This window comes from Sinorhizobium numidicum (assembly GCF_029892045.1).
In the GTDB taxonomy this organism is placed as follows: Bacteria; Pseudomonadota; Alphaproteobacteria; order Rhizobiales; family Rhizobiaceae; genus Sinorhizobium; species Sinorhizobium numidicum.
The window spans coordinates 177,559-200,493 of the sequence record NZ_CP120368.1 but is presented as its reverse complement, the minus strand read 5'-3'; the positions used below and the strand labels follow the sequence as shown (position 1 = coordinate 200,493).

The window sequence follows — 22,935 nt, the reverse complement described above, 5'->3', positions numbered from 1 at the left end:
TGGCGGACAGAGAGGGATTCGAACCCTCGATACGCTTTCACGTATACACGCGTTCCAGGCGTGCGCCTTCAACCACTCGGCCACCTGTCCATCCTTTTGCAGCCGATGGTCAGTCCGGCTGGATGGGGAAGGGCGAACCCTTCCGAAAACGCGCCGGCGAGAACCGGCGGTCGGGCGCGATATATACCGATGATTTGCTGGGGATCAACTGGTTTCTGACAGATTGTTGACATGTCGTGAGATGTCCCCCGCGAAGTGGCCATTGCGCTTGATAAGCGACACGCCTATCTCTTTGAGCGAGCCGAGCAAAAGTGTGAAATGGTTTTACGCCCGCATCTTGCGTTACAGCGCCGTGCGTCTTTTCAGACGCACAAAGGTCGCTGTAGAACTTTTGAATTGCTGCATGTTTTCATCCTTAAATCGGTTCCGATTCAGGGAAACATGCAGTAGGCCAGGCGCACAGGGGTAAATTGATCGAACAGGCGCGTGTCGGGCGGAGCCCGGCCAAGGGGTAGACGGATGCGGTTGTTGCTGCGGTTTGCAAGTTTTCTCGCGCTCGTCGTAGCCGTGCTTGCCGGAACCGTCGATGCGATCCAGTCGGTGGCGGCGTACGCGCCGGTGATGACCCCGCTTGCCGACGGCATAGCGGCGCTCGGGCCTGATGCGCTCAACTGGGTGCAATCGCTACAACGCACGGGTGCCGGGCCCGCCATTTGGCTCAAGGCCTTGCACTGGCTTTTCATGCAGCCGGCCTTTGCCGTGTTTCTGCTCACCGCCCTCCTCCTGTGGATGGCGGGATACAGGAAGAAGCCGGCGGCAGGACGTTTCGCCGCCTGAGCCGACCGCTTGGCCGACGCTCAAACGCTCTTCGCGCCCATGAAAGGAGCCGCAGATGTTTCTGATCGACATGTTCAACAAGAAGACCATCCTGCCCGATGCTGCGACCGCGCTCCCGGGCCGCAACGAGGAAATTCCGACGGCAACGACGCACTTCGTCTCCGGGCGGCCGCTGAAGGGCCCTTACCCGGAAGGGATGAAGAAGGTGCTCTTCGGCATGGGCTGCTTCTGGGGCGCTGAACGGCTGCTCTGGCAAATTCCCGGAGTCTATGTGACGGCGGTTGGCTACTCCGGCGGGCTGACGCCGAACCCGACCTATCAGGAGACGACGACGGGACTGACGGGCCATGCTGAAGTGGTTTTGGTCGTCTACGATCCGGCCAAGGCTTCCTTCGCGCGCCTGCTCAAGACCTTCTTCGAGGAGCACGACCCGACGCAGGGCATGCGCCAAGGCAACGACGTCGGCACGACCTATCGCTCGGCAATCTATGTCTACGATGAAGAGCAGCTCGCCGAGGCCAAGGCTGCCCGCAACGCATTCCAGAGGGCGCTGACCGCCTTCGATCACGGCGGCGAAATCACCACCGAGGTCGGCATGGCCGGCCCGTTCTACTTTGCCGAGGATTATCACCAGCAATATCTCGCCAAGAACCCGGACGGCTATTGCGGCCTTCGCGGCACCGGCGTCAGCTGCCCGATCGGCGGCTGACGTATCCCACGCGTTCTCGGCGCGCACCCCTTTCCGCTACAGCGCCGTGCGTCTTTTCAGACGCACAAAGTCGCGGTAGCGCTTTGAACTGCTGCATGTTTTTTCCTTAAATCGGCTCCGATTTACGGAAACATGCAGCAGGCTCCGGTGGGCTGCCGCAGCGGCATTTGCCGCCTTCCGCGCGAGGGCGGCATCTTTTTTACCATCCGAAAAATTTTGAAGTGTTTTTTTGCCGAAGCCATGCAAGGATGCGCCCACCCAAGCCTTAATAAGAGAGGGGCGGGCTCCGTGGAAAGGCACGTCCTGACCGCCGCGAGACCCGATAAGATCAATTTCGACAACAGGGCTGCACGATGAAAAAAACCATTCTCGGTCTCTTTGCTTTCTCGATGATGTCCGCGACGGCACTGGCTGCCGACATCAAGCCGGCGATCATCTACGACCTCGGCGGCAAGTTCGACAAATCCTTTAATGAGGCGGCCTTCAACGGCGCTGAAAAGTTCAAGACCGAATCCGGAATCGAATACCGCGAATTCGAAATCGCCAACGACGCTCAGCGCGAACAGGCGCTGCGCCGCTTTGCCAGCGACGGCAACACCCCGATCGTGATGGCGGGCTTCAACTGGGCCGCATCGCTCGAGAAGATCGCGGCGGAATATCCGGACACGAAATTCGCGATCATCGACATGGTGGTCGAAAAGCCGAACGTCAAATCGATCGTCTTCAAGGAGCAGGAAGGCTCCTATCTCGTCGGCGTACTCGCCGGCCTCGCCTCCAAGACGAAGACCGTCGGCTTCGTCGGCGGCATGGACATCCCGCTGATCCACAAGTTCGCCTGTGGTTATGTCGGCGGTGCCAAGTCGACGGGCGAGAACGTCAAGGTATTGGAAGCCTATACGGGCACGACGCCGGATGCGTGGAACGACCCGGTCAAGGGCGGTGAAATCGCCAAATCCCAGATCGACCAGGGCGCCGACGTCGTCTATCACGCCGCCGGCGGCACCGGTGTCGGCGTGCTGCAGGCGGCAGCGGATGCAGGCAAGCTCGGCATCGGTGTCGATTCCAACCAGAACATGCTGCAGCCGGGTAAGGTGCTGACGTCGATGCTGAAGCGCGTCGACGTCGCCGTCTACGACGCCTTCACGGCGGCCAAGGACGACAAGTTCGAATTCGGCGTCTCCAATCTCGGCCTCAAGGAGGACGGCGTCGGTTATGCCCTCGACGAGCACAACAAGGCGCTGATCACGCCGGAAATGCTCGATGCGGTCGAGAAGGTGAAAGCCGACATTATCTCCGGCAAGGTTCAGGTGCACGACTATATGACCGACGAGACCTGCCCGTACTGATCTGCACGACCTGACGATCACAAGCCGCCGGCCCGCAGGAGCCGGCGGCTTTTTTATTGATCGATTCTAAGCTGAGGCACGGGATGCGGGCGGAAAACCCGCATACTTTTTTCCTCATCCGCTCAAGAGGATCAATAATGCGGAGGTCGCGTCACCGGGACCGTGTCGCGCGCCTGTTCCTCCAGGCTCAGGAAGCGCTCGGTGAGGCGGTCGAGTTTCGTACGCGTCTGCTCCAACACCACCCACTGCTCGGCCAGTTGATCCGAAAGCTCTTCGATGGTCTTGGCCTGGTGCGCCACCATTTCCTCCAGACGGGTAATCCGGTCGTCTGCATCGCTCATGAAGCTGCTCCCCTACAGCGCCGTGCGTCTTTCAGACGCACAAAGGCCGCTGTAACGCGTTGAGTTGCTGCATGGTTTTATCGTTAAGTCGGCTCCGATTTAAGCAACCTTGCAGTAGTATCCCGCCGGCCAATCGGCCAGATCAAAGGCGTTGTCAAGCGACGTTCATGCATCCGCCGCCGAGCTGCGAATCATGGAAAACCCCGGATCGCGGGCGGAAAGCATCTTGTGCAGATGCACCATCATACCGGCGGCAAAGAGCGGCGTCAGCAGGTTGAGCAGCGGCACGGCAAGGAACGCCGCCAACACCAAACCCGCCAGGAAAACAGTGGAGCGGTGCTTTACGCGAAAGAGCCGCGCCTCTGACGGCGGGCGATGGCGCATGGCGGCGAACTCAAAGAATTCGCGCCCGAGCAGGTAGCCGTTCACAAGGAAGAAGGCGACGAGATTGACCCCCGGTACGAGCAACAGCAGCAGGGCCGCGATGTTGCCCAGGATAACGACGCCGAGAAATTTTGCCGATCCGACGATTGCTTCTGCGAGAGGCAGCGGCGCACCCGGCGCTTCGGTCGGGTAATCGCGTTTCTCGACCACCTCGGCAACGTCATCGAGAAAGAAGCCGGCGATGAGCGCCGTCACCGGGGCGAGCAGAAGCGCCAGCGCTAGGGCCAGACCGAGGCTTGCAAAAATGCCGACGACGAAGGTGATCCACCCCGCCCAATCCGGCGTTCCGGGCATTAGCGCGTCGATCCATGGCAGAGCAAGCCAAACGAACACCTCGCGCAAGGCGAACCAGACCGCTACCAGTGCAAGCAAGGTCAGGCCGATGACCTTCCAGAAGACTGCGCGGGTCTCCGCCGCAAAAAGATTGGCGAAGGCAAGCCGCGCCGCTTCGGTAATCATGGCCGTCTCCATTGATAGACGAGGTGGATCGGGAGGCATGTAGGCAGGCGCATCCGCGGCGACAAGACAATTGCGAATGCGCCTTTGATCCGCGCAGGAGACAATGATCAAAATCGGCCGCGCGGAAACGATGGTTTGGCGCCGCGTACCACGAGTTTGCAATCACCCGGAAAGCGAGATTTGCACGTTTCGATACCTGCGGACGCTGGCAAACACGGCGCATGGCGATATGCTAGATCACGATGATTTTCGGTCGAATCGACCGAAAATCATAAACGTGATCGATTCTAACAAGACAGAGCGGGATGCGGGCGAAAAGCCGCACACACTTTTCTCATCCCGCTCTAGAGCGGAAGACAGAATCCGCATCCCGTCACGGGAACGCGGGCGTGCTGCCCAGGGAGATGCAATGACCAATCAAAAAACGCTCGCGAGCCTCGCCGTTCTCGTGCAATCGGGCCAACTCGATCCTATCGCACTCGCGGAAGACACCCTGACCCGGATAGAGAGCCACGCCGACCACTCGATTTTCGTCGGCCTGACGCGCGACCGCGCGGCGCAGGAAGCGAAGGCCGCGTCCGAGCGCCTCAAGGCCGGGCGTTCGCTCGGGCTGCTCGATGGCCTGCCCGTCGCCTGGAAGGACCTGTTCGATCTTGCCGGAACCGTCACGACCGCGGGTTCCGCCGTTTTCAGGGGCAATCCACCGGCGAAAGCCGACGCCACCGTCGTCGGCGCTCTTGCCGCCGCCGGCATGATCAGTGTCGGCCGCACCAATATGAACGAGTTCGCCTTCTCCGGGCTCGGCATCAATCCGCACTATGGCACACCTCGCAATCCGGCATCGGCGGATGTCCACCGTATTCCCGGCGGTTCCTCCGCCGGCTCGGCCGCTGCGGTCGCGGCCGGTCTGGTGCCGCTTGCGATCGGCACCGACACCGGCGGTTCGGTGCGCATTCCGGCCGCAATGACCGGCATCGTCGGCTACAAGGCAACGCGCGGGCGCTATTCGATGAAGGGCGTCTTCCCGCTCGCCACAAGCCTCGATTCGCTTGGGTCCCTTTGCAATGCCGTGCAGGATGCCGTATGGGCGGACGCGGCCATGCACGGCCTGACGGCGCCGGTAATCCGCCGCGCAGAGGTCGCCGATCTTTCCATCGTCGTTCCCGAGAGCGTCGTCTTCGACGAAGCCGAGTCGGAGGTTGTCGCAGCCTTCGAGGCGGCGATCAGAAGGCTCGAGGCGGCCGGCGCCAAGGTCAGGCGCCAGTCCTTCCCGAGTTTCGCCGCGGTTTTCGATCTGATGGCGCGCCACGGCGCGCTGGTGACTGCGGAGGCCTATGCCCTCCACCGCGAGCGCCTGGCGGGCCCTGAAGCGGCACGCATCGATCCGCGCGTCGTCGCTCGGGCGCGCCTCGGCGAAAAAATCACCGTCAGCGACTACATCGCCCTTCTCGACGCCCGCGGCCGGTTGATCCACGAAACGGTCGAAAGCCTCAAAACCGGCGAACTGATCGCGCACCCGACATTGCCGCATGTGGCCCCGCCGCTCGCGCCGCTTCTTGGCGACGACGATCTCTTCTTCAAAACCAATGCAAAGACGCTCCGCAACACGCTAATCGGCAATTTCCTGGATTTCTGCGGCGTGTCCATTCCCTGCGGCACGGGGGCGGCCGGCATGCCGGCCGGCTTGCTGCTCTCCGCGCCGCATCATCAGGACGACCGGCTGCTGAGCGCGGCCCTCGCCGCCGAAGCGATTATCCGGGGCGAGGCATGATCATCTGCTTCGATATCGGCGGATCAGCGATCAAGGGTGCCGTCACTCATTCGCCGGAAAGAATATTCCCCCTGCCGCGGCGAACGACGCCGCTCGACGATTTTCGTGGCTTCGTCGAAACCCTGGAATCGGTGGTGGACGAAGCGGGCGGCCTGCCGGATCGGATCGCCATCTCGATCACTGGGGTCATCGACCCGGAAACGCGCCGGATCAAATGCGCCAATATCCCCTGCATCGACAGGCGTGAGCTTGCCGCCGAGCTCGAGGCGGCGTTGCACCTGCCGGTGATCATCGCCAACGATGCCGATTGTTTTGCGCTCGCGGAAGCGGGCGTCGGTGCTGGGCGCGCCCATCGCATCGTTTTCGGCGCAATCCTCGGCACCGGCGTCGGCGGCGGCCTCGTGGTCGACGGCAGGCTGATCAACGCCGATGGCGGCTTTGCCGGCGAATGGGGGCATGGCCCGGTCGTCGCCGCCAAGGCAGGGGATCCGGCCATTGCCATACCCCTCTTCGATTGCGGCTGCGGACAGCGCGGCTGCGTCGACACCGTCGGCGGCGCGCGCGGACTGGAACGGCTCCACGAAACGGTTCACGGCAAGACGCTCTCCAGCCACGAGATTATCGAAGCCTGGCAGGCAGGCAGCGAGGAAGCGGCGCGGACGATCGATGTCTTCGTCGATCTGCTGAGCTCGCCGCTGGCGCTGGTGATCAACATAACCGGCGCGACGATCGTGCCCGTCGGCGGCGGGCTTTCCAATGCCCAGGCTTTACTAGCCGAAATCGACCGAAGAGTGCGCAGCCGTATCCTCAGGCGGTTCGACCGGCCGCTGGTGGTGCCAGGGGAATGCCGGTTGGAACCGGGCCTGATCGGCGCGGCGCTGCTCGGCTTCGAACGGAGAGGCGCATGAAGGGTCTCCTTCTCGAGGTCTGCGTCGACGACGCGGACGGACTGGCCGCGGCGATTGACGGCGGCGCGGACCGCATAGAACTCTGTTCCGCGCTTGCCGTCGGAGGACTGACGCCAAGCGCCGGGCTGATGACGTTCGCCGGTCCGCCGCCAGTGCCCGTCTATGCGATGATTCGCCCTCGCCCCGGGGATTTCGTCTTCGGCCGCGCCGAGCTCGACATCATGCGCCGCGACATCGATGCAACTCGGGAGGCCGGGCTTGCGGGCGTCGTGCTCGGAACGTCGCTGCCCGACGGCCGGCTGGACGAGCGAATGCTCCGCAAGTTGACCGGTCACGCAGCCGGGCTGGGCCTCACCTTACATCGCGCCTTCGACCTAGTGCCGGATTTCGCCGAAGCGGTGTCGATCGCGGTGGACCTCGGTTTCGAACGCATCCTCACCTCGGGCGGTGCGAAGAGCGCGCCGGAAGCGATCGACACGCTGGCGCAGCTCGTGGAGCTGGCGGCGGGCCGGATTTCCATAATGCCCGGCTCCGGTATTGCCATCGACAGCGTCGACGTGCTGCTGCCAAGGCTCGCGGTTACCGAGGTTCACTCGTCCTGTTCCGTTCATGAGCCGGCTAAAGACAGCCGGCTAGTCGAAATGGGCTTCGCCTCGGCTGACCGTCGCCGCACGGATACGGCAACTGTCAGAGCGATGAAGGCGCGGTTGAACGCGCTGCAGGCTCCTACTGCATAAGCTTGAAACGGACGCTTTTCTGCACCTGAAATGACGCACGGAGCTCTTGCCGCTTAGGCCGAGAATGCCCGCTCGCCTCCGATCCAGGTCGACTCCATGCCGAGCTCCGGCGTCAGCAGTACGAAGTCGGCGTCCGTTCCGGGCAAAAGTCTGCCCATGTGGGACGAGATACCCATCACATCGGCCGGATAGGCGGATGCCATGCGGATCGCTTCCTCGATCGGCAGGCCGAGCTTCTCATGCACGAAGCGGACGGAGGACAGCATGTCGATGTCAGCGCCTGCGAGAGTACCGTCGGCCAGCGTCAGCCGCCCGCCATGGCGCAGGATTTCACGGCCGTTGAGGCGGAAACTCGTCTGATCGGTGCCGAGCGGCGACATCGCATCGGTCACCAGGAAGATTTGTCCCGGCCCCTGTTTGCCTCGAAGCGCTATGCCCATCGAGGCCGGGGCGACATGGAAACCGTCGGCGATCATGCCAGCATGCAACGTTCCGGTCGCAAGCGCCGCGCCGACGACGCCCGGTTCGCGGTGGCCGAGCCCGCTCATCGCATTGAAGAGATGGGTGATGGTGCGAACTCCTGCCTTGGCGTAGCTGCAGGCCGTCTCGAAGCCGACATCCGTATGGCCGAGACTGACGACGACACCGGCCTCGGCAAGCGCGCCCACCTGCTCTCTCGTCGCGTTTTCCGGAGCGACTGTTACCATCAGGCAGCCGAGCGTCCGTGCGCAAGCCAGCATTTCCGCGAGGTCCGCATCGCCCATCGGCCGGATCAGCGACGGGTCGTGGGCTCCCTTGCGCGCGACCGAAAGATGCGGGCCCTCGAGATGCAGGCCGAGGAAGCCCGGCACGGCGGCGGCCTTCGCCTGGAGACCGGCTTGAATGGCAGCGGTTCTTACTTCCCGCCTGTCGGTGATCAGCGTCGGCAACAGCGCCGTCGTGCCGAATTTCGCATGTGCCGCGCAGATCTGCCGTATGCCGTCGAGGGTCGGCTGTTCATTGAGAAGCGCGCCGCCGCCGCCATTCACCTGCAGATCGATGAAGCCCGGCACCAGCAGCAGACCGCGCGCATCTATTGTCTCGGCGTCGGCTGCCGCGCCGCGTGCGGAAACGATCGCCTTGACATGCCCCGCCTCGATCAAGAGGGCGGCGCCGTCATGCCAATCGATGCCGTCGAAAATCCGCGCTCCGGTGATCTTCTTTTTCGCAGTCATCGTGTCTCCGTTACCTTCTTGAGGCTCTCCGGCGCGTCGGGATTGAGGCCGCGCGAGCGTGACCAGGCTTCGACGAAGCCGTAAAACGGCAGGATCAGCGCCAGCGCGTCAGTGATCGGGTGGCCGGTCTCGACGAAAGGCAGCCGTTTTGCCTTTTTTGCTCGAGCCGACGTCACCTGCACGACAGCGCCTTTGGCGCTCATGCGATCGGCGATATCGGCAACCGAAGCCTCGGCGGCGTCACGTGCGGCAAGCACCAGCACCGGAAACTTGGGGCCGACAAGCGCCACCGGTCCATGCAGCACTTCCGCCGCGGAATAGGCTTCGGCATGCATGCCCGACGTTTCCTTGAACTTCAGCGCCGCCTCGCTGGCGATCGCCAGCGCCGGGCCGCGACCGAGCACGTAGAGCGACTCCGCTTCGCCGAGGTCTGCGGCAAAATCCTGCCAGTCGAGCTTCACCGCCTTGGCAAACTGGTTCGGGAGATCGGCGACGGCACGCTTCAGCGCCGCGTCACCGGTCCATTCGCCAAGCACGGCAAGTCCCGCGACAATCGAGTTAACATAGGATTTAGTCGCCGCGACGGCAATTTCGGGACCGGCGAGGATATCGAGCGGGTGGGTGCAAGCCTCCGCGATTGGCGAGGGCAGCGTGTTCGTCAGCGCAATCGAGACGGCGCCGGCACGCGTCGCCGCTTGCGCCATCGCCACGATGTCCGGGCTCTTGCCGGACTGCGAGATCGCGATCGCCGCCGCCCCGCCAAGCTTCAGGTCGGCACCGTAGATCGAGGCGAGCGAAGGCCCGAGCGAGGCGACGGGGCGACCGGCGTGCAACTCGATCGCGTATTTCAGGAAAAGCGCCGCGTGATCGGACGAACCGCGCGCAATCGTCACGAGAAATGCCGGATTCTTGGCGCGAAGCGCCGCGCCGGCCGCGGCGAGCGGCATGGCCGAACGTTCCAGCAACCTTGCGGCGGCTTCGGGGATCTCGTCGATTTCTCGCCGCATGTTCGTCTGCATCATGAAGTCCTTTCTTGAAGGCGCGCGGTTCAGCTTTCCGGAAGCGTCAGTTCCGCGACAAAATCATAGGCGTCGCCCCGGTAGAGCGAACGGGTGAATTCGACGACACGCCCAGATGCGAGATAGGAGACGCGTTCGATCGAGAGGCCAGCCGCACCAACGGCGACGCCCAGCATCGAAGCATCCGGATCCTTGATGTTGCAGGCAGAGATGCGTTGCACCGCCCGAACCGGCCGGGACCGGGTCTTGTCGAGCGCGGCATAGAGCGAGGTGGTCACCGCGAGCGGGTCCGGCAGGAATTCCGCCGAGACGCAGGCGCGCTCGATTGCAAGCGGCATGTCGTCGGCGATGCGCAGGCGGCCGAGACGAGCGACCAGTGCATCAGCCGGAAGACCGAGCGTCATCATTTCATCGGGCGAAGGGTGGAAGAGCCCTCGCTCCAGCCATTCCGCCCGCGTGTTGAGGCCGCGCCGCGCCATGTCCTCGGTAAACGACGTCAAGCGGGAGAGCGACTGTTCGACGCGCGAGACCGGCCGGACGACGAAGGTGCCGGAACCGTGGCGGCGCACCAGCAGCCCGTCGCGCACGAGGTCATCGACGGCCTTACGGACGGTTACACGGCTGATGTTGGCATAATCGGCGAGGTCTCTTTCGGGCGGCAGCGCATCGCCATGATTGAGCTTGCCCGACAATATCGCCTCTTCAAGGGATTGCCTGAGCTTCAGATAAAGCGGACCCGCGCCCCCCGACTGCAGGGCTTCCAGCGGCAGAATGGCGGAAAGCTGCTGGTTCATGCCTTGACCTCCCGCTGCGATCCGAAGCGGGCGGCGGCCAGCGCTACGGCGCCGGTCAGCGCATCGGCTTCCGCCTCGACAAAGCGCGGTTGGTGGCGCTTGGCAAGCCATGGCCGATAAAGCACCGCCAGGCCGCCGAGCAGGCACAATCTCTCGCTTCCCCTGGAGACCACCACGTCCAGCGCCTCATCCACTGTGGTCGCGGCCGCCTTCAGCAACCGCAGCGCCACGGCGTCGCCTCGATCCGCATATTCGAAGACCCGTGGGGCGTAACGCCCGAATTCACCGGGCTTGGCCAGTCGCGCGAAATCAACGACATCGCGCGGATCGTTGTTGAATTCGGCGAACACGGAATCCGTCACCGGCGATGCTTCGTGAATGCCGTCGAAAGCGAGCAGGCTTTCCTGCAGCAGCGCGTGGCCGATGCGGGCGCCGCTGCCGTGATCTCCGATCGTGAAACCCCAACCGCCGACATAGCTGACCGTATCGCCTCGGCGCGCGATATAGATGGTGCCGGTTCCAAGGATGGCGACGGCGCCGTCCTTGTCGCCGAGAGCGCCCTGAAGCGCGATCAGACCATCCGATTCGATGTCGGCCGCGGCGAAAGGAAGCCGCCTTTTCACATAATGTACGGCATCGCCGACATTATGTCCCGCGACGCCGACAATCGCCCGCGCAACCGTTATGCCGGCGGGGTCGAGGCCGGCGTCCTCGAACGCCGCCCGCGCCGCATCGGTAATGTTTTGCAGCGCCGTCTCGGGATCGGTTAGAATATTGGCGGCGCCAGCCTTGCCGCGGCCAAGCATGCGACCGTCCGTAGCCGCGACAGCCGCGCGGCAACTCGTTCCGCCGCCGTCGATTCCGATCAGATAGGATGTCATGGGCACCTCCGGACCCTAAAATACCAAAAAAATACCATTAACCAAGTGCATTTCGAGCCGCGGTCACAACAATTAGTTATTTATTTGATTTTGTTTGATAAATTTCTGAGGCTTTGTTTTCTTTCATCGAAATTTAAATTTCTCCTAGACAATTGGTATTTTTTTGGCATTAATTCCCGAAGAGGAGAAAACGCGATGCCGTCAGCCAAGACCGAAGAGCGCCACGACAATGCCAAAGGGCTGGATGTAATGCATCCGTCGCTGGCGCTTCGGCTGCTCGCTTCCGGCCAGCAGGCGGCGGCGAAATCCGTGGATGGGGCAATCGAACAGATTTCGGCGGCAGCAGCACTTGCCGCAGGCGTTCTTGCCGGAGGCGGGCGCCTTGCCTATGCGGGCGCGGGAAGCTCCGGCCTGATGGCCATGGCGGATGCGCTCGAACTGCCTGGCACCTACGGCATCCCCCAGGAACAAATCGTCATTCTTCTCGCCGGTGGCGCCGCGAGCCTTGCCGACCTTGCGGGCGGTTACGAGGATGACATGGATCTCGCGCGCGCAGACGTGGACAATGCCGGCATCGAGGCGGGCGATTGTCTGATCTCCGTCTCCGCCAGCGGTTCAACTCCTTACGCGCTCGCGGCCGCCGACGAGGCCAGAAAACGCGGCGCGAAGGTGATCGCCATTGCCAACAATCCTGGCGCACCCCTCTTCGAGGACGCCGATGTGTCTATCCTGCTGCAGACGCCGCCGGAGGTGGTATCGGGCTCGACGCGCATGGGCGCGGGCACGGCACAGAAGATCGCCTTCAACATGTTCTCGACCCTGGTTGGCATCCATCTTGGGCATGTGCTCGATGGCCACATGGTCAATCTGCGCGCCGACAACATCAAGCTGCGCGGACGGGCAATCCGGATCATTTGCGACGTCACCGGCGTCAGCGCTGCCGAAGCGGGCAAGCTCATCAGCACCGCTTCCGGCTCGGTCAAGGTGGCAATCCTGCTTGCGTCCGGGGCGAAGGATGTTGCGGCGGCCGAAGCCGCGCTTGAAAGTGCCAATCAGAATTTGCGCCGGGCGATCGCAATCGTCTCGGCCTGAACGATAAACTGGGATTTAGAACTGCGCCGTGGCGGCGCCTATAAAAGGGAGAACCTGCATGACCCGCACAACAATGAAAGGCTTGTTGCTCGCATCGAGCATTCTCGGCTCGGCCGGGCTTGCGCACGCCCAGGACGTGACGCTGACGATCGAGAGCTGGCGCAACGATGACTTGGCGATCTGGCAGGAAAAGCTGATCCCCGCCTTCGAAGCCAAGAATCCCGGCATCAAGGTCGTCTTCTCGCCGTCTGCCCCGACCGAGTACAACGCCGCCCTCAATGCCAAGCTGGACGCCGGATCCGCGGGCGATCTCATCACCTGCCGCCCGTTCGACGCGTCACTCGAACTCTACAACAAGAAACATCTCGCCGATCTGACCGGCCTGCCCGGCATGGAAAACTTCTCCGATGTCGCCAAGGCCGCCTGGACGACCGACGACGGCAAGACAACCTTCTGCGTGCCGATGGCCTCGGTCATCCACGGCTTCATCTATAACAAGGACGCCTTCGACCAGCTCGGTCTTTCGGTCCCGACGACCGAGGAAGAATTCTTCGCGGTTCTCGACAAGATCAAGGTCGATGGCAACTATATTCCGATGGCCATGGGCACCAAAGACCTCTGGGAAGCCGCGACCATGGGCTACCAGAACATCGGCCCGAACTACTGGAAGGGCGAGGAAGGCCGTCTGGCGCTGCTCAAGGGCGAGCAGAAGCTGACCGACGAGCCGTGGGTGGAACCTCTCCGTGTGCTTGCGAAGTGGAAGGACTATCTCGGCGACGGCTTCGAAGCACAGACCTATCCGGACAGCCAGAACCTCTTCACGCTCGGCCGTGCGGCGATTTACCCGGCGGGTTCCTGGGAAATCTCGGGCTTCAACACCCAGGCACAGTTCAAGATGGGCGCCTTCCCGCCGCCAGTGAAGAAGGCCGGCGATACCTGCTACATCTCCGACCATAACGATATCGGCATCGGCCTCAACGCCAAGAGCGCGAACGCAGACGCCGCCAAGACCTTCCTGAGCTGGGTAGCGTCGCCGGAGTTCGCGGACATCTACGCCAACGCCCTGCCGGGCTTCTTCAGCCTGAACTCGACCCCGGTGAAGATGACCGATCCGCTCGCCCAGGAATTCGTTTCCTGGCGCGAAAAGTGCAAGCCGACGATCCGCTCGACCTACCAGATCCTGTCGCGCGGCACGCCAAACCTCGAAAACGAGACCTGGGTGGAATCGGCCAATGTCATCAACGGCACCGACACGCCGGAAGAGGCGGCCAAGAAACTGCAGGATGGGCTCGACAGCTGGTTCAAGCCGGTAAAATAGGCATCGAAAGGGGCGTGCGAGCCACGCTTGGCTCCGCGCCCCTTCTTTCGCACGAAATTTCCCTCGTGCGCTGTGAACGATGCCGCAATTGTGTTTGGATGTCCGGTGCGGAGCCGGATGTGAGGGAACATGGAAGGCCGGTTCAGCCGGTATTTTCCGAGATCCCGCGGTTGCCTTCGCCTGCACCGACGCCACTCCGCCGGAATGCTCCGCGAGGGGCAATGGGCGAACCGATCAACGATCAGGACATCCGGCGTTCAGGCGAAATCCGGAACGTCAAGGAAGCCCTTGCATCAAGGGGACGGAGACGTTCTCAGCGCGCCTCAAGCGCGCTTGCATTTCGGATGAAATCGGAGCTGCGCCGTAACGGCCAGCCAGTTTGAGAGCGGGCCAGAGGCCGATGAAGCCAAGCGATACCCAAACGGACATCAGCGAGATCAAGCGCCCGCGGCGCTGGCACATCCTCGTCTTCCTGCTGCCGGCCCTGATCGTCTACACGGCGGTGATGATCCTGCCGCTGATCGAGACGCTGCGCCAATCCTTCTTCAATACGGTCAACGGCGAGTACGCCTTCGTCGGTTTTGGCAATTTCAAGGTGCTGTTCGGCGATCCACGCTGGGCCACGGATTTCTGGAACGCGCTCAAGAACAATTTCGTCTTCTTCCTGATCCACATGGCCGTGCAGAACCCGATCGGCATTGCACTCGCCGCCATGCTGTCGATCCCGAAGCTCCGCTTCAGCGCCTTCTATCGCACGGCGATCTTCCTGCCGACGCTGCTTTCCTTTGTCATCGTCGGCTTCATCTGGAAGCTTATTCTCTCTCCGATCTGGGGGGTCGCCCCCTACCTGATGGATCTCGTCGGCCTGAAATGGCTGTTCGCGCCCTGGCTCGGCCGGCCCGACAGCGCACTCATCGCCGTCTCGCTGATCTCCGTCTGGCAGTATATCGGCATCCCGATGATGCTGATCTATGCGGCGCTCCTCAACATTCCGGACGAGGTGATCGAGGCGGCGGAGCTCGACGGCGTCACCGGCTGGAGCCAGTTCTGGAAGATCAAGCTGCCGCTGATCCTGCCGGCGATCGGCATCGTCTCGATCCTCACCTTCGTCGGCAATTTCAACGCCTTCGACCTGATCTACACGGTGCAAGGCGCGCTTGCCGGCCCGGACAAGTCGACGGACATCCTTGGCACCCTGCTCTACCGCACCTTCTTCGGGTTCCAGCTTCAGCTCGGCGACCGGTCGATGGGCGCGACGATCGCCGCGATCATGTTCCTGATCATCCTCGCCGGCGTCTCGCTCTACCTCTTCGTCATCCAGCGCCGCATGCGCCGCTACCAATTCTAGGAGGAGCCAGGATGTCGCAAGCACGAACCTCCGTCGCCCGGACCGGCGCCGTCCATTTCGCGCTGATCGCCTATACGCTCGTCGCGCTCTTTCCGGTGTTCCTGACGATCGCGAACTCCTTCAAGAGCCGCAATGCGATCTTCCGCGAACCCTTGGCGATCCCGACGCCCGAGACCTTCAGCCTGATCGGCTATGAGACGGTGCTGAAGCAGGGTGATTTCGTCGGCTACTTCCAGAACAGCGTCATCGTGACCGTCGTCTCGATCGCCCTCGTCCTGCTCTTCGGCGCAATGGCCGCCTTCGCGCTCTCCGAATATCGCTTCCGCGGCAACGCGCTGATGGGGCTTTATCTGGCGCTCGGCATCATGATCCCGATCCGGCTCGGGACGGTGGCAATCCTGCAGGGCATGGTGGCGACCGGCCTCGTCAATACGCTGACGGCGCTGATCCTTGTGTATACGGCGCAGGGCCTGCCGCTCGCGGTCTTCATTCTTTCCGAATTCATGCGCACCGTGTCCGACGATCTGAAAAATGCCGGGCGCATCGATGGGCTTTCCGAATATGCGATCTTCTTCCGGCTGGTGTTGCCGCTCATCCGCCCAGCGATGGCGACGGTCGCGGTCTTCACCATGATTCCGATCTGGAACGATCTCTGGTTCCCGCTGATCCTTGCGCCCGCGGAGACGACGAAGACCGTGACGCTCGGCTCGCAGATCTTTATCGGCCAGTTCGTCACCAACTGGAACGCGGTTCTCTCGGCGCTGTCGCTAGCGATCTTCCCGGTATTGGTCCTCTACGTCATCTTCTCGCGGCAACTGATCCGCGGCATTACGGCAGGAGCAGTCAAATGAGTTCTTCCGTGGAACCGATCCGCGTTCTTTGCGCCGGCCTCGGCAATATGGGACGCAGCCATGCGCTGGCCTACCATGAGAACCCCGGCTTCGCGATCGCTGGCCTGGTCAACCGCTCGCAGGTCAACCTTCCGCAAGCGCTCAGTGGCTATGAGATCCTGCCGTCGTTTTCGGAGGCGCTCAGGGAACTGAAACCCGAGCTCTGCTCGATCAACACCTATTCGGACACACATGCGGACTATGCCGTGATGGCGATGGAAGCCGGCGCGCATGTCTTCGTCGAGAAGCCGCTGGCAACCACGGTAGCGGATGCCGAGCGCGTCGTCGCTTGCGCTCGCGCCAACGGCCGCAAGCTGGTGGTCGGCTACATCCTGCGCCACCATCCGTCCTGGATGCGGCTGATCGCCGAGGCGCGGAAGCTTGGGCCTCCCTATGTCTTCCGCATGAATCTGAACCAGCAGTCGAGCGGGGCGACCTGGGCGACGCACAAGTCACTGATGCAGACCACGTCGCCGATCGTCGACTGCGGCGTGCATTATGTCGACGTCATGTGCCAGATCACCGACGCCAAGCCCGTCGAAGTTCGCGGCATGGGCCTTCGTCTCTCGCACGAGATCGCCGCCGACATGTACAATTACGGGCACCTGCAGGTGCTCTTCGACGACGGGTCGATCGGCTGGTACGAGGCCGGCTGGGGGCCGATGATCTCCGAAACCGCCTTTTTCGTGAAGGATGTGATGTCACCGAACGGGTCGGTGTCGATCGTCATGGATCAGAACGCCAAGTCCGACGACATCGACATGCACACCAAAACCGCGGTCATTCGCCTGCACAACGCTGCCACCGGTCCGGATGGTCGCTTCCTCAGGCCGGACGAGGACCTGAGGATGGTGGGCGAGCCCGGGCATCAGGAACTCTGCGACCGCGAGCAGGCGTTCGTGCTCAAGGCCATTCGCGAAAACATCAATCTCGACCGTCACATGGACGACGCGGTGCAATCGCTCAAGATCTGCCTGGCAGCAGACGAAAGCGTGCGCACCGGCACGCCGGTCAGGCTCTAATCCGAGAGGGCAATACGTGGGATCACTGCAACTCAAATCCATCCGCAAGACCTTCGGCAGCCACGAGGTGCTGAAGGGCATCGACCTGGAGGTGAAGGACGGCGAGTTCGTCATTTTCGTCGGTCCCTCGGGCTGCGGAAAATCGACCCTGCTGCGCACCATCGCCGGCCTTGAGGACGCGACGTCGGGCAGCGTGCAGATCGACGGTGTCGAGGTCGGCCATGTCGCGCCCGCCAAACGCGGCATCGCCATGGTTTTTCAATCCTATGCGCTCTATCCGCACCTGACGGTGAAGGACAATATGGGCCTTGGACTGAAACAGGCGGGCGTAGCGAAGGCAGAGATCGAAGAGAAGGTCGGCAAGGCAGCAGGGATGCTGTCGCTCGATCCCTATCTCGCGCGCCGCCCGGCCGAACTGTCCGGCGGCCAGCGCCAGCGTGTGGCGATCGGCCGCGCCATCGTTCGCGAGCCGAAACTCTTCCTCTTCGACGAGCCGCTGTCGAATCTCGATGCCGCCCTTCGCGTCAATACGCGCCTCGAGATCGCGCGCCTGCACCGCAGTCTCAAGGCGACGATGATCTACGTCACCCACGACCAGGTCGAAGCGATGACGCTCGCCGACAAGATCGTCGTCCTGAATGCAGGCCAGATCGAGCAGGTCGGCTCGCCTATGGAGCTTTACAACCACCCCGCCAATGCCTTTGTCGCAGGCTTCATCGGCTCGCCGCAGATGAACTTCATCGAGGGCGAGCGGCTCGGCGATACAACGGCGAAGACGATCGGCATCCGGCCCGAACATATCGGTCTTTCCCGCGAGAGCGGCGACTGGAAAGGCAAGGTCATCCATGTCGAGCATCTCGGTGCGGACACCATCGTCTATCTCGAAACCGAGCAGTTCGGCTTGATTACCGTGCGGCTGTTCGGTGAACACCGTTACGCCGAGGACGACATCGTGCATGCCACTCCGGTCATCGGCAGCATGCACCGCTTCGATGCGGAAGGCCGCGTGATCAATTCTTATTCGTAGATGCGGGACGCGGGCGGAAAACCGCTTCACACTTTTCCTCGTCCCGCTTGGTAAGACGCGGGACGCGGGCGGAAAACCGCTTCACACTTTTCCTCGTCCCGCTTTGAACGCAGGCACGCCTGATCACGCTTGCGTGATGATCAAGGAGCCGCAGCGCCGAACCCGCTGCGGCTTTTGGTTTTTTCGGCTGTCGGCTGCGATCGTGTGCCAGTGTTGCACTGCGGGAGAAATTAACATACATTTGTGTTTGTATATTAGCTTTCCGGTATTTTCCCGCGCCGATACCGGCTCCGCTTCATCTCACTTTCGGACCACGCAGCGCTGCGAGGCGCAACGGCTGCGGACGGTCCTCGAATATGGACATTGCGATGCGCATGAACCGACCGACACTGGCCGCCGCTTTGGCAACCGTGATTTTTCTTGCCGGCTGCCAGAAGAGCGAAGAACAACAGGCAGCCCCGGCCTTTCCGCCGGCCGCAGTCGCCGTTTTCACCACGGCCACCGAATCCCTGCCGATCACCAACGAACTGCCGGGCCGCATCACCGCGACGCGTATTGCCGAAGTTCGACCGCGCGTTTCCGGCATTGTGGTGGACCGGGTGTTCGAACAGGGCACGATGGTCAAGGAGGGCGATGTGCTCTACCGGATCGATCCGGCGCCGTTCCAGGTACGGGTCGACAGCGCCGAGGCAACGCTCCGCCGTGCCAAGGCCGTCCTCCAGCAGGCCAAGCAGACTGCCGAGCGGCAGTCGCGGTTGAAGGAGGCGCAGGTCACGGCGGTTCAGCAGTACGACGACGCAATCGCGCAGTTGGCGCAGGCAGAGGCCGATGTCGGGATCGCCGAAGCAGGCCTCGCCGAGGCGAAGCTCGATCGGCAATACGCCAACGTCACCGCTCCGATCAGCGGGCGCATCGGCCGGGCTCTGATCACCGAAGGCGCCCTCGTGAGTGCGAACGGGTCGGAGAACCTGGCAACGATCCAGCAGCTCGACCCGATCTATGCCGACTTCACGCAATCGGCGACCGACCTGATCCGCCTGCGCAATGCGCTTGAGGACGGTCAGCTGATGGGCGCCAACAACGAAGCCGAAGTGCAGTTGATCCTAGACGACGGCACCCCTTACAGCCACAAGGGCAGGCTGCTCTTCTCCGAAGCGGCCGTCGACACGACGACGGGCCAGGTCACCCTGCGCGGCGAGTTCCCCAATCCGGATGGAGATCTGCTGCCGGGCATGTATGTGCGCGTGCAGGTACAGCAGGGCTTGGAGAAGAACGCCATCACCGTCCCGCAGCAGGCCGTACAGCGGAACAATGCCGGACAGTCGCAGGTCTATGTCGTTACTGCGGACAAAAAAGTCGAATTCCGCAACGTCACGCTCGGGCGAACCGTCGGCACGCGTTGGCAGGTGACCTCGGGGCTCAAGCCCGGAGAAAAGGTCATCGTCGAGGGCTTCCAGAAAATTGCTCCCGGCGCGCCGGTGGAGCCGTCCGATTGGGACCCGAACGCAAAGCCCCAGGGCGAGCAGGCCAATGCTTCAGGCGGCACGGGCGAAAAGCCCACCACCGAAGTGAAGTGAGAGCTTACAGATGCCTAGTTTCTTTATCGACAGGCCGATCTTTGCCTGGGTGGTGGCGATCTTCATCATGGTCGCCGGCATCATCGCAATCCCGCTGTTGCCCGTTTCGCAATATCCGAACGTCGCGCCGCCGCAGATCTCGATCAACACGACCTATCCCGGCGCCTCATCACAGGACACCTATCAGAGCGTCACGCGTCTGATCGAAGATGAGCTGAACGGCGTCGAGGGGCTGATGTATTTCGAGTCGACCTCGAGTTCGTCCGGCTCGGTGGAGATCAACGCGACGTTCGAGCCGGGCACTGACCCCAGCCAGGCTTCGGTCGACATCCAGAACCGGGTACAGCGCGTCGAGCCGCGCCTTCCCGATGCGGTCAAACAGCAGGGCGTTCAGGTGGACGAAGCCGGCTCCGGCTTCCTGCTGATCATTTCGCTGACTTCAACCGACGGGTCGATGGATGCGATCGGCCTCGGCGACTATCTCAGCCGCAACGTGCTTAGCGAAATCCAGCGTGTGCCCGGCGTCGGCCGCGCCCAGCTCTTTGCGACCGAGCGCTCGATGCGCGTCTGGCTCGATCCGGACAAGATGCTCGGCCTCAACCTGACCGCCGCCGACGTGACCGCGGCGATCCAGGCCCAGAACGCCCAGATCGCCTCGGGCAGTATCGGCGCCCAGCCCAATCCGATCACTCAGCAGATCAGCGCTCCGGTAGTGATCAAGGGACAGCTTTCCAGCCCTGAGGAGTTCGGCGCGATCGTTCTTAGGGCAAATGCCGACGGCTCGGCCGTGCGCCTGCGCGATGTCGCCCGTATCGAGATCGGTGGCGAGAGCTATGCCTTCTCGACGCGCCTCAACGGCAAGCCCTCGGCGGCGATCGCGGTGCAGCTCTCGCCGAGCGGCAATGCGATGTCGACCTCTGCGGCAGTCAAGGCGCGCATGGACGAACTCTCCGAGTTCTTCCCGCAAGGGCTCGAATATTCTGTTCCCTACGACACCTCGCCCTTCGTCGAGGTCTCGATCGAGAAGGTGGTATCGACGCTCCTCGAGGCCGTTGCCCTCGTCTTCATCGTGATGTTCCTGTTCCTTCAGAACATCCGGTACACGATCATCCCCACGCTTGTCGTGCCCGTCGCACTGCTCGGCACCTGCGCGGTCATGCTGGCAATGGGCTTTTCGATCAACGTCCTCACCATGTTCGGTATGGTGCTGGCGATCGGCATTCTCGTCGACGACGCCATTATCGTCGTCGAGAACGTCGAACGCATCATGTCGGAAGAGGGATTGTCGCCGAAGGATGCCACGCGTAAGGCGATGAAGCAGATCACCGGCGCCGTTATCGGCATTACGCTGGTGCTCGCCTCGGTCTTCATCCCGATGGCTTTCTTCCCCGGTGCCGTCGGCGTGATCTACCGCCAGTTCAGCCTGACGATGGTCGTTTCGATCCTGTTCTCGGCATTGCTGGCGCTGTCGCTGACGCCTGCGCTCTGTGCAAGTTTCCTGAAACAGGTTCCGAAGGGCCATCATCACGCCAAGCGCGGCTTCTTCGGCTGGTTCAATCGCAATTTCGACCGAACCTCGCACGGCTATAGCCGTGTCGTCAGAGGCCTCGTTCACCGCGCCGGCCGCTTCATGATCATCTACTTGGCGCTGCTCGCGGGCCTTGGCTGGGCATTCATGAAACTGCCATCGTCGTTCCTGCCGGACGAGGATCAGGGCTATGTCATTGTGATGATGCAGCTGCCTTCGGAGGCGACCGGCAACCGAACGACGGAAGTGATCGAGCAGGCGGAGAAGATCTTTGGTCAGGAACCGGCGGTCGACCGTATCGTCGCGATCAACGGCTTCTCCTTCTTCGGTACCGGCCAGAATGCGGGGCTTGCCTTCGTGACGCTCAAGGACTGGAGCGAGCGTGACGCGAACAACTCCGCTCAGGCGATTGCCGGCCGTGCGACGATGGCGATGAGCCAGATCAAGGACGCGATTAGCTTCGCGTTATCGCCACCGGCCATCCAGGGCCTCGGCACCACCGGCGGCTTCTCGTTCCGCCTGCAGGACCGCGGCGGACTTGGGGAGGCAGCGCTCGCACAGGCACGCGACCAGCTTCTCGGGCTTGCTTCCCAAAGCAAGGTGGTCACCGGTGTCCGTTTCGAGGGCATGCCCGATGCGGCCCAGGTCAACGTCCTCATCGACCGCGAGAAGGCGAATACCTTCGGCGTAACCTTTGCCGACATCAACTCGACGATCTCGACCAATCTCGGCTCGTCCTATGTCAACGACTTCCCGAATGCCGGCCGCATGCAACGGGTGACGGTGCAGGCGGACGAGAACCAGCGGATGCAGACCGCCGATCTCCTGAACCTCAACGTCCGCAATTCGAGCGGCGGCATGGTTCCGCTCTCCGCCTTCGCGACGGTGGAATGGATCAAGGCATCGACGCAGTCGGTCGGCTACAACGGCTATCCTTCGGTTCGTATCAGCGGCGAAGCGGCACAGGGCTATTCCTCCGGCGATGCGATCGCCGAGATGGAACGGCTGGCAGGGCAGCTTCCGGCAGGCTTCGGCTATGAGTGGACCGGCCAGTCGCTGCAGGAAATCCAGTCGGGATCACAGGCGCCGCTGTTGATCGCGCTCTCGTGCCTGCTCGTCTTCCTGTGCCTGGCCGCACTTTACGAGAGCTGGTCGATCCCGGTCTCGGTGATCATGGTGGTCCCGCTCGGCGTCATCGGCTCGGTGCTCGCCGTGACGCTGCGCGACATGCCGAACGACGTCTACTTCAAGGTCGGCCTGATCGCCATCATCGGCCTGTCGGCGAAGAACGCCATCCTGATCATCGAGTTCGCCAAGGAACTGCGCGACCAGGGCAAATCGCTGATTGATGCGACGCTCGAAGCCGCGCACTTGCGCTTCCGGCCGATCCTGATGACCTCGCTCGCCTTCACCCTCGGCGTTCTGCCGCTGGCGATCGCGACGGGGGCGAGCTCCGGCAGCCAGCGCGCCATCGGCACCGGCGTCATGGGCGGCATGATCTCGGCAACCGTGCTCGCGATCTTCTTCGTGCCGGTCTTCTTCGTGTTCGTCATGAAGATTTTCGGAAGGAGGAAAGCCACAGAGACGGCCGCTCCTGAAGCGAACGCTGCTCCGCAGGCTGCTTCCGAGAGAGCCGACGCCGCCGAATAAGGAGACTGACGGCCCGCCTCATC

20 protein-coding genes and 1 tRNA gene are annotated in these 22,935 nt (G+C 62.5%); 14 read left to right on the top strand and 7 right to left on the bottom strand.

Annotation, left to right across the window (positions count from 1 at the left end; translation table 11 throughout):
- Positions 1 to 90 (bottom strand) — tRNA-Ser (locus PYH37_RS12000).
- Between the two features lie 429 nt (positions 91 to 519).
- Here PYH37_RS12000 and PYH37_RS11995 point away from each other — a divergent pair.
- From PYH37_RS11995 to PYH37_RS11985, 3 genes are all read left to right on the top strand, one after another.
- A complete protein-coding gene (locus PYH37_RS11995; RefSeq protein WP_280735165.1) occupies positions 520 to 837 on the top strand; it encodes a hypothetical protein in 318 nt (105 codons plus the stop codon).
- Positions 838 to 892: 55 nt separating this feature from the next.
- On the top strand, positions 893 to 1,546 hold the full coding sequence (msrA, locus tag PYH37_RS11990) for a peptide-methionine (S)-S-oxide reductase MsrA (protein ID WP_280735164.1): 654 nt from the start codon (positions 893 to 895) through the stop codon (positions 1,544 to 1,546).
- Positions 1,547 to 1,899: 353 nt separating this feature from the next.
- Complete coding sequence (locus PYH37_RS11985; protein WP_280735163.1) at positions 1,900 to 2,892, top strand: BMP family lipoprotein; 993 nt, start codon at positions 1,900 to 1,902, stop codon at positions 2,890 to 2,892.
- Between the two features lie 131 nt (positions 2,893 to 3,023).
- On the opposite strand, the gene PYH37_RS11980 is transcribed toward PYH37_RS11985, so the two are convergent.
- Positions 3,024 to 3,233 (bottom strand): SlyX family protein, encoded by a 210-nt coding sequence (locus tag PYH37_RS11980; protein ID WP_280735162.1) that lies wholly within the window; start codon positions 3,231 to 3,233, stop codon positions 3,024 to 3,026.
- 165 nt (positions 3,234 to 3,398) lie between these two features.
- Positions 3,399 to 4,136 carry a sulfate transporter family protein gene (locus PYH37_RS11975; protein WP_280735161.1) on the bottom strand — a complete coding sequence of 246 codons (738 nt, stop codon included), beginning with the start codon at positions 4,134 to 4,136 and terminating at the stop codon, positions 3,399 to 3,401.
- A gap of 409 nt (positions 4,137 to 4,545) precedes the next feature.
- On the opposite strand from PYH37_RS11975, the gene PYH37_RS11970 reads away from it, so the two are divergent.
- From PYH37_RS11970 to PYH37_RS11960, 3 genes are read left to right on the top strand one after another with little or no spacing between them, the layout of a single operon-like run.
- Positions 4,546 to 5,907: an amidase gene (locus PYH37_RS11970; protein ID WP_280735160.1), complete on the top strand. Its 1,362-nt coding sequence runs from the start codon at positions 4,546 to 4,548 to the stop codon at positions 5,905 to 5,907.
- Entirely contained in the window at positions 5,904 to 6,815 is a 912-nt protein-coding gene (locus tag PYH37_RS11965; RefSeq protein ID WP_280735159.1) for an ROK family protein, read from the top strand. Before PYH37_RS11970 ends, PYH37_RS11965 begins: the two co-directional genes overlap by 4 nt.
- Positions 6,812 to 7,552: a copper homeostasis protein CutC gene (locus tag PYH37_RS11960; protein ID WP_280735158.1), complete on the top strand. Its 741-nt coding sequence runs from the start codon at positions 6,812 to 6,814 to the stop codon at positions 7,550 to 7,552. The genes PYH37_RS11965 and PYH37_RS11960 overlap by 4 nt, the downstream gene beginning before the upstream one ends.
- A 53-nt stretch (positions 7,553 to 7,605) precedes the next feature.
- Here PYH37_RS11960 and nagA read toward each other — a convergent pair whose 3' ends face one another.
- From nagA to PYH37_RS11940, 4 genes are read right to left on the bottom strand one after another with little or no spacing between them, the layout of a single operon-like run.
- Positions 7,606 to 8,766 carry an N-acetylglucosamine-6-phosphate deacetylase gene (gene nagA / locus PYH37_RS11955; RefSeq protein WP_280735157.1) on the bottom strand — a complete coding sequence of 387 codons (1,161 nt, stop codon included), beginning with the start codon at positions 8,764 to 8,766 and terminating at the stop codon, positions 7,606 to 7,608.
- Positions 8,763 to 9,785, bottom strand: coding sequence for an SIS domain-containing protein (locus tag PYH37_RS11950; protein WP_280736017.1), 1,023 nt, complete (start codon positions 9,783 to 9,785; stop codon positions 8,763 to 8,765). The genes nagA and PYH37_RS11950 overlap by 4 nt, the downstream gene beginning before the upstream one ends.
- Positions 9,786 to 9,814: 29 nt before the next feature.
- The gene (locus PYH37_RS11945) at positions 9,815 to 10,579 is read right to left on the bottom strand and encodes a GntR family transcriptional regulator (RefSeq protein ID WP_280735156.1); all 765 of its coding nucleotides are present in this window, start codon (positions 10,577 to 10,579) and stop codon (positions 9,815 to 9,817) included.
- Positions 10,576 to 11,460: a glucosamine kinase nucleotide-binding domain-containing protein gene (locus tag PYH37_RS11940; RefSeq protein ID WP_280735155.1), complete on the bottom strand. Its 885-nt coding sequence runs from the start codon at positions 11,458 to 11,460 to the stop codon at positions 10,576 to 10,578. The genes PYH37_RS11945 and PYH37_RS11940 overlap by 4 nt, the downstream gene beginning before the upstream one ends.
- Positions 11,461 to 11,655: 195 nt before the next feature.
- Here PYH37_RS11940 and PYH37_RS11935 point away from each other — a divergent pair, with 195 nt between their 5' ends.
- From PYH37_RS11935 to PYH37_RS11900, 8 genes are all read left to right on the top strand, one after another.
- The gene (locus PYH37_RS11935; protein WP_280735154.1) at positions 11,656 to 12,552 is read left to right on the top strand and encodes an N-acetylmuramic acid 6-phosphate etherase; all 897 of its coding nucleotides are present in this window, start codon (positions 11,656 to 11,658) and stop codon (positions 12,550 to 12,552) included.
- A 58-nt stretch (positions 12,553 to 12,610) separates the two neighbouring features.
- A complete protein-coding gene (locus PYH37_RS11930; protein ID WP_280735153.1) occupies positions 12,611 to 13,870 on the top strand; it encodes an ABC transporter substrate-binding protein in 1,260 nt (419 codons plus the stop codon).
- Positions 13,871 to 14,270: 400 nt separating this feature from the next.
- Positions 14,271 to 15,218, top strand: coding sequence for a carbohydrate ABC transporter permease (locus PYH37_RS11925; RefSeq protein WP_280735152.1), 948 nt, complete (start codon positions 14,271 to 14,273; stop codon positions 15,216 to 15,218).
- A gap of 11 nt (positions 15,219 to 15,229) precedes the next feature.
- Positions 15,230 to 16,069 (top strand): carbohydrate ABC transporter permease, encoded by an 840-nt coding sequence (locus tag PYH37_RS11920; RefSeq protein WP_280735151.1) that lies wholly within the window; start codon positions 15,230 to 15,232, stop codon positions 16,067 to 16,069.
- Positions 16,066 to 17,130: a Gfo/Idh/MocA family protein gene (locus PYH37_RS11915; RefSeq protein WP_280735150.1), complete on the top strand. Its 1,065-nt coding sequence runs from the start codon at positions 16,066 to 16,068 to the stop codon at positions 17,128 to 17,130. Before PYH37_RS11920 ends, PYH37_RS11915 begins: the two co-directional genes overlap by 4 nt.
- A 16-nt stretch (positions 17,131 to 17,146) precedes the next feature.
- Positions 17,147 to 18,157 (top strand): ABC transporter ATP-binding protein, encoded by a 1,011-nt coding sequence (locus PYH37_RS11910; protein WP_280735149.1) that lies wholly within the window; start codon positions 17,147 to 17,149, stop codon positions 18,155 to 18,157.
- A gap of 368 nt (positions 18,158 to 18,525) precedes the next feature.
- The gene (locus PYH37_RS11905; protein WP_280735148.1) at positions 18,526 to 19,734 is read left to right on the top strand and encodes an efflux RND transporter periplasmic adaptor subunit; all 1,209 of its coding nucleotides are present in this window, start codon (positions 18,526 to 18,528) and stop codon (positions 19,732 to 19,734) included.
- Between the two features lie 10 nt (positions 19,735 to 19,744).
- Positions 19,745 to 22,912: an efflux RND transporter permease subunit gene (locus PYH37_RS11900; protein WP_280735147.1), complete on the top strand. Its 3,168-nt coding sequence runs from the start codon at positions 19,745 to 19,747 to the stop codon at positions 22,910 to 22,912.
- Positions 22,913 to 22,935 lie beyond the last annotated feature (23 nt).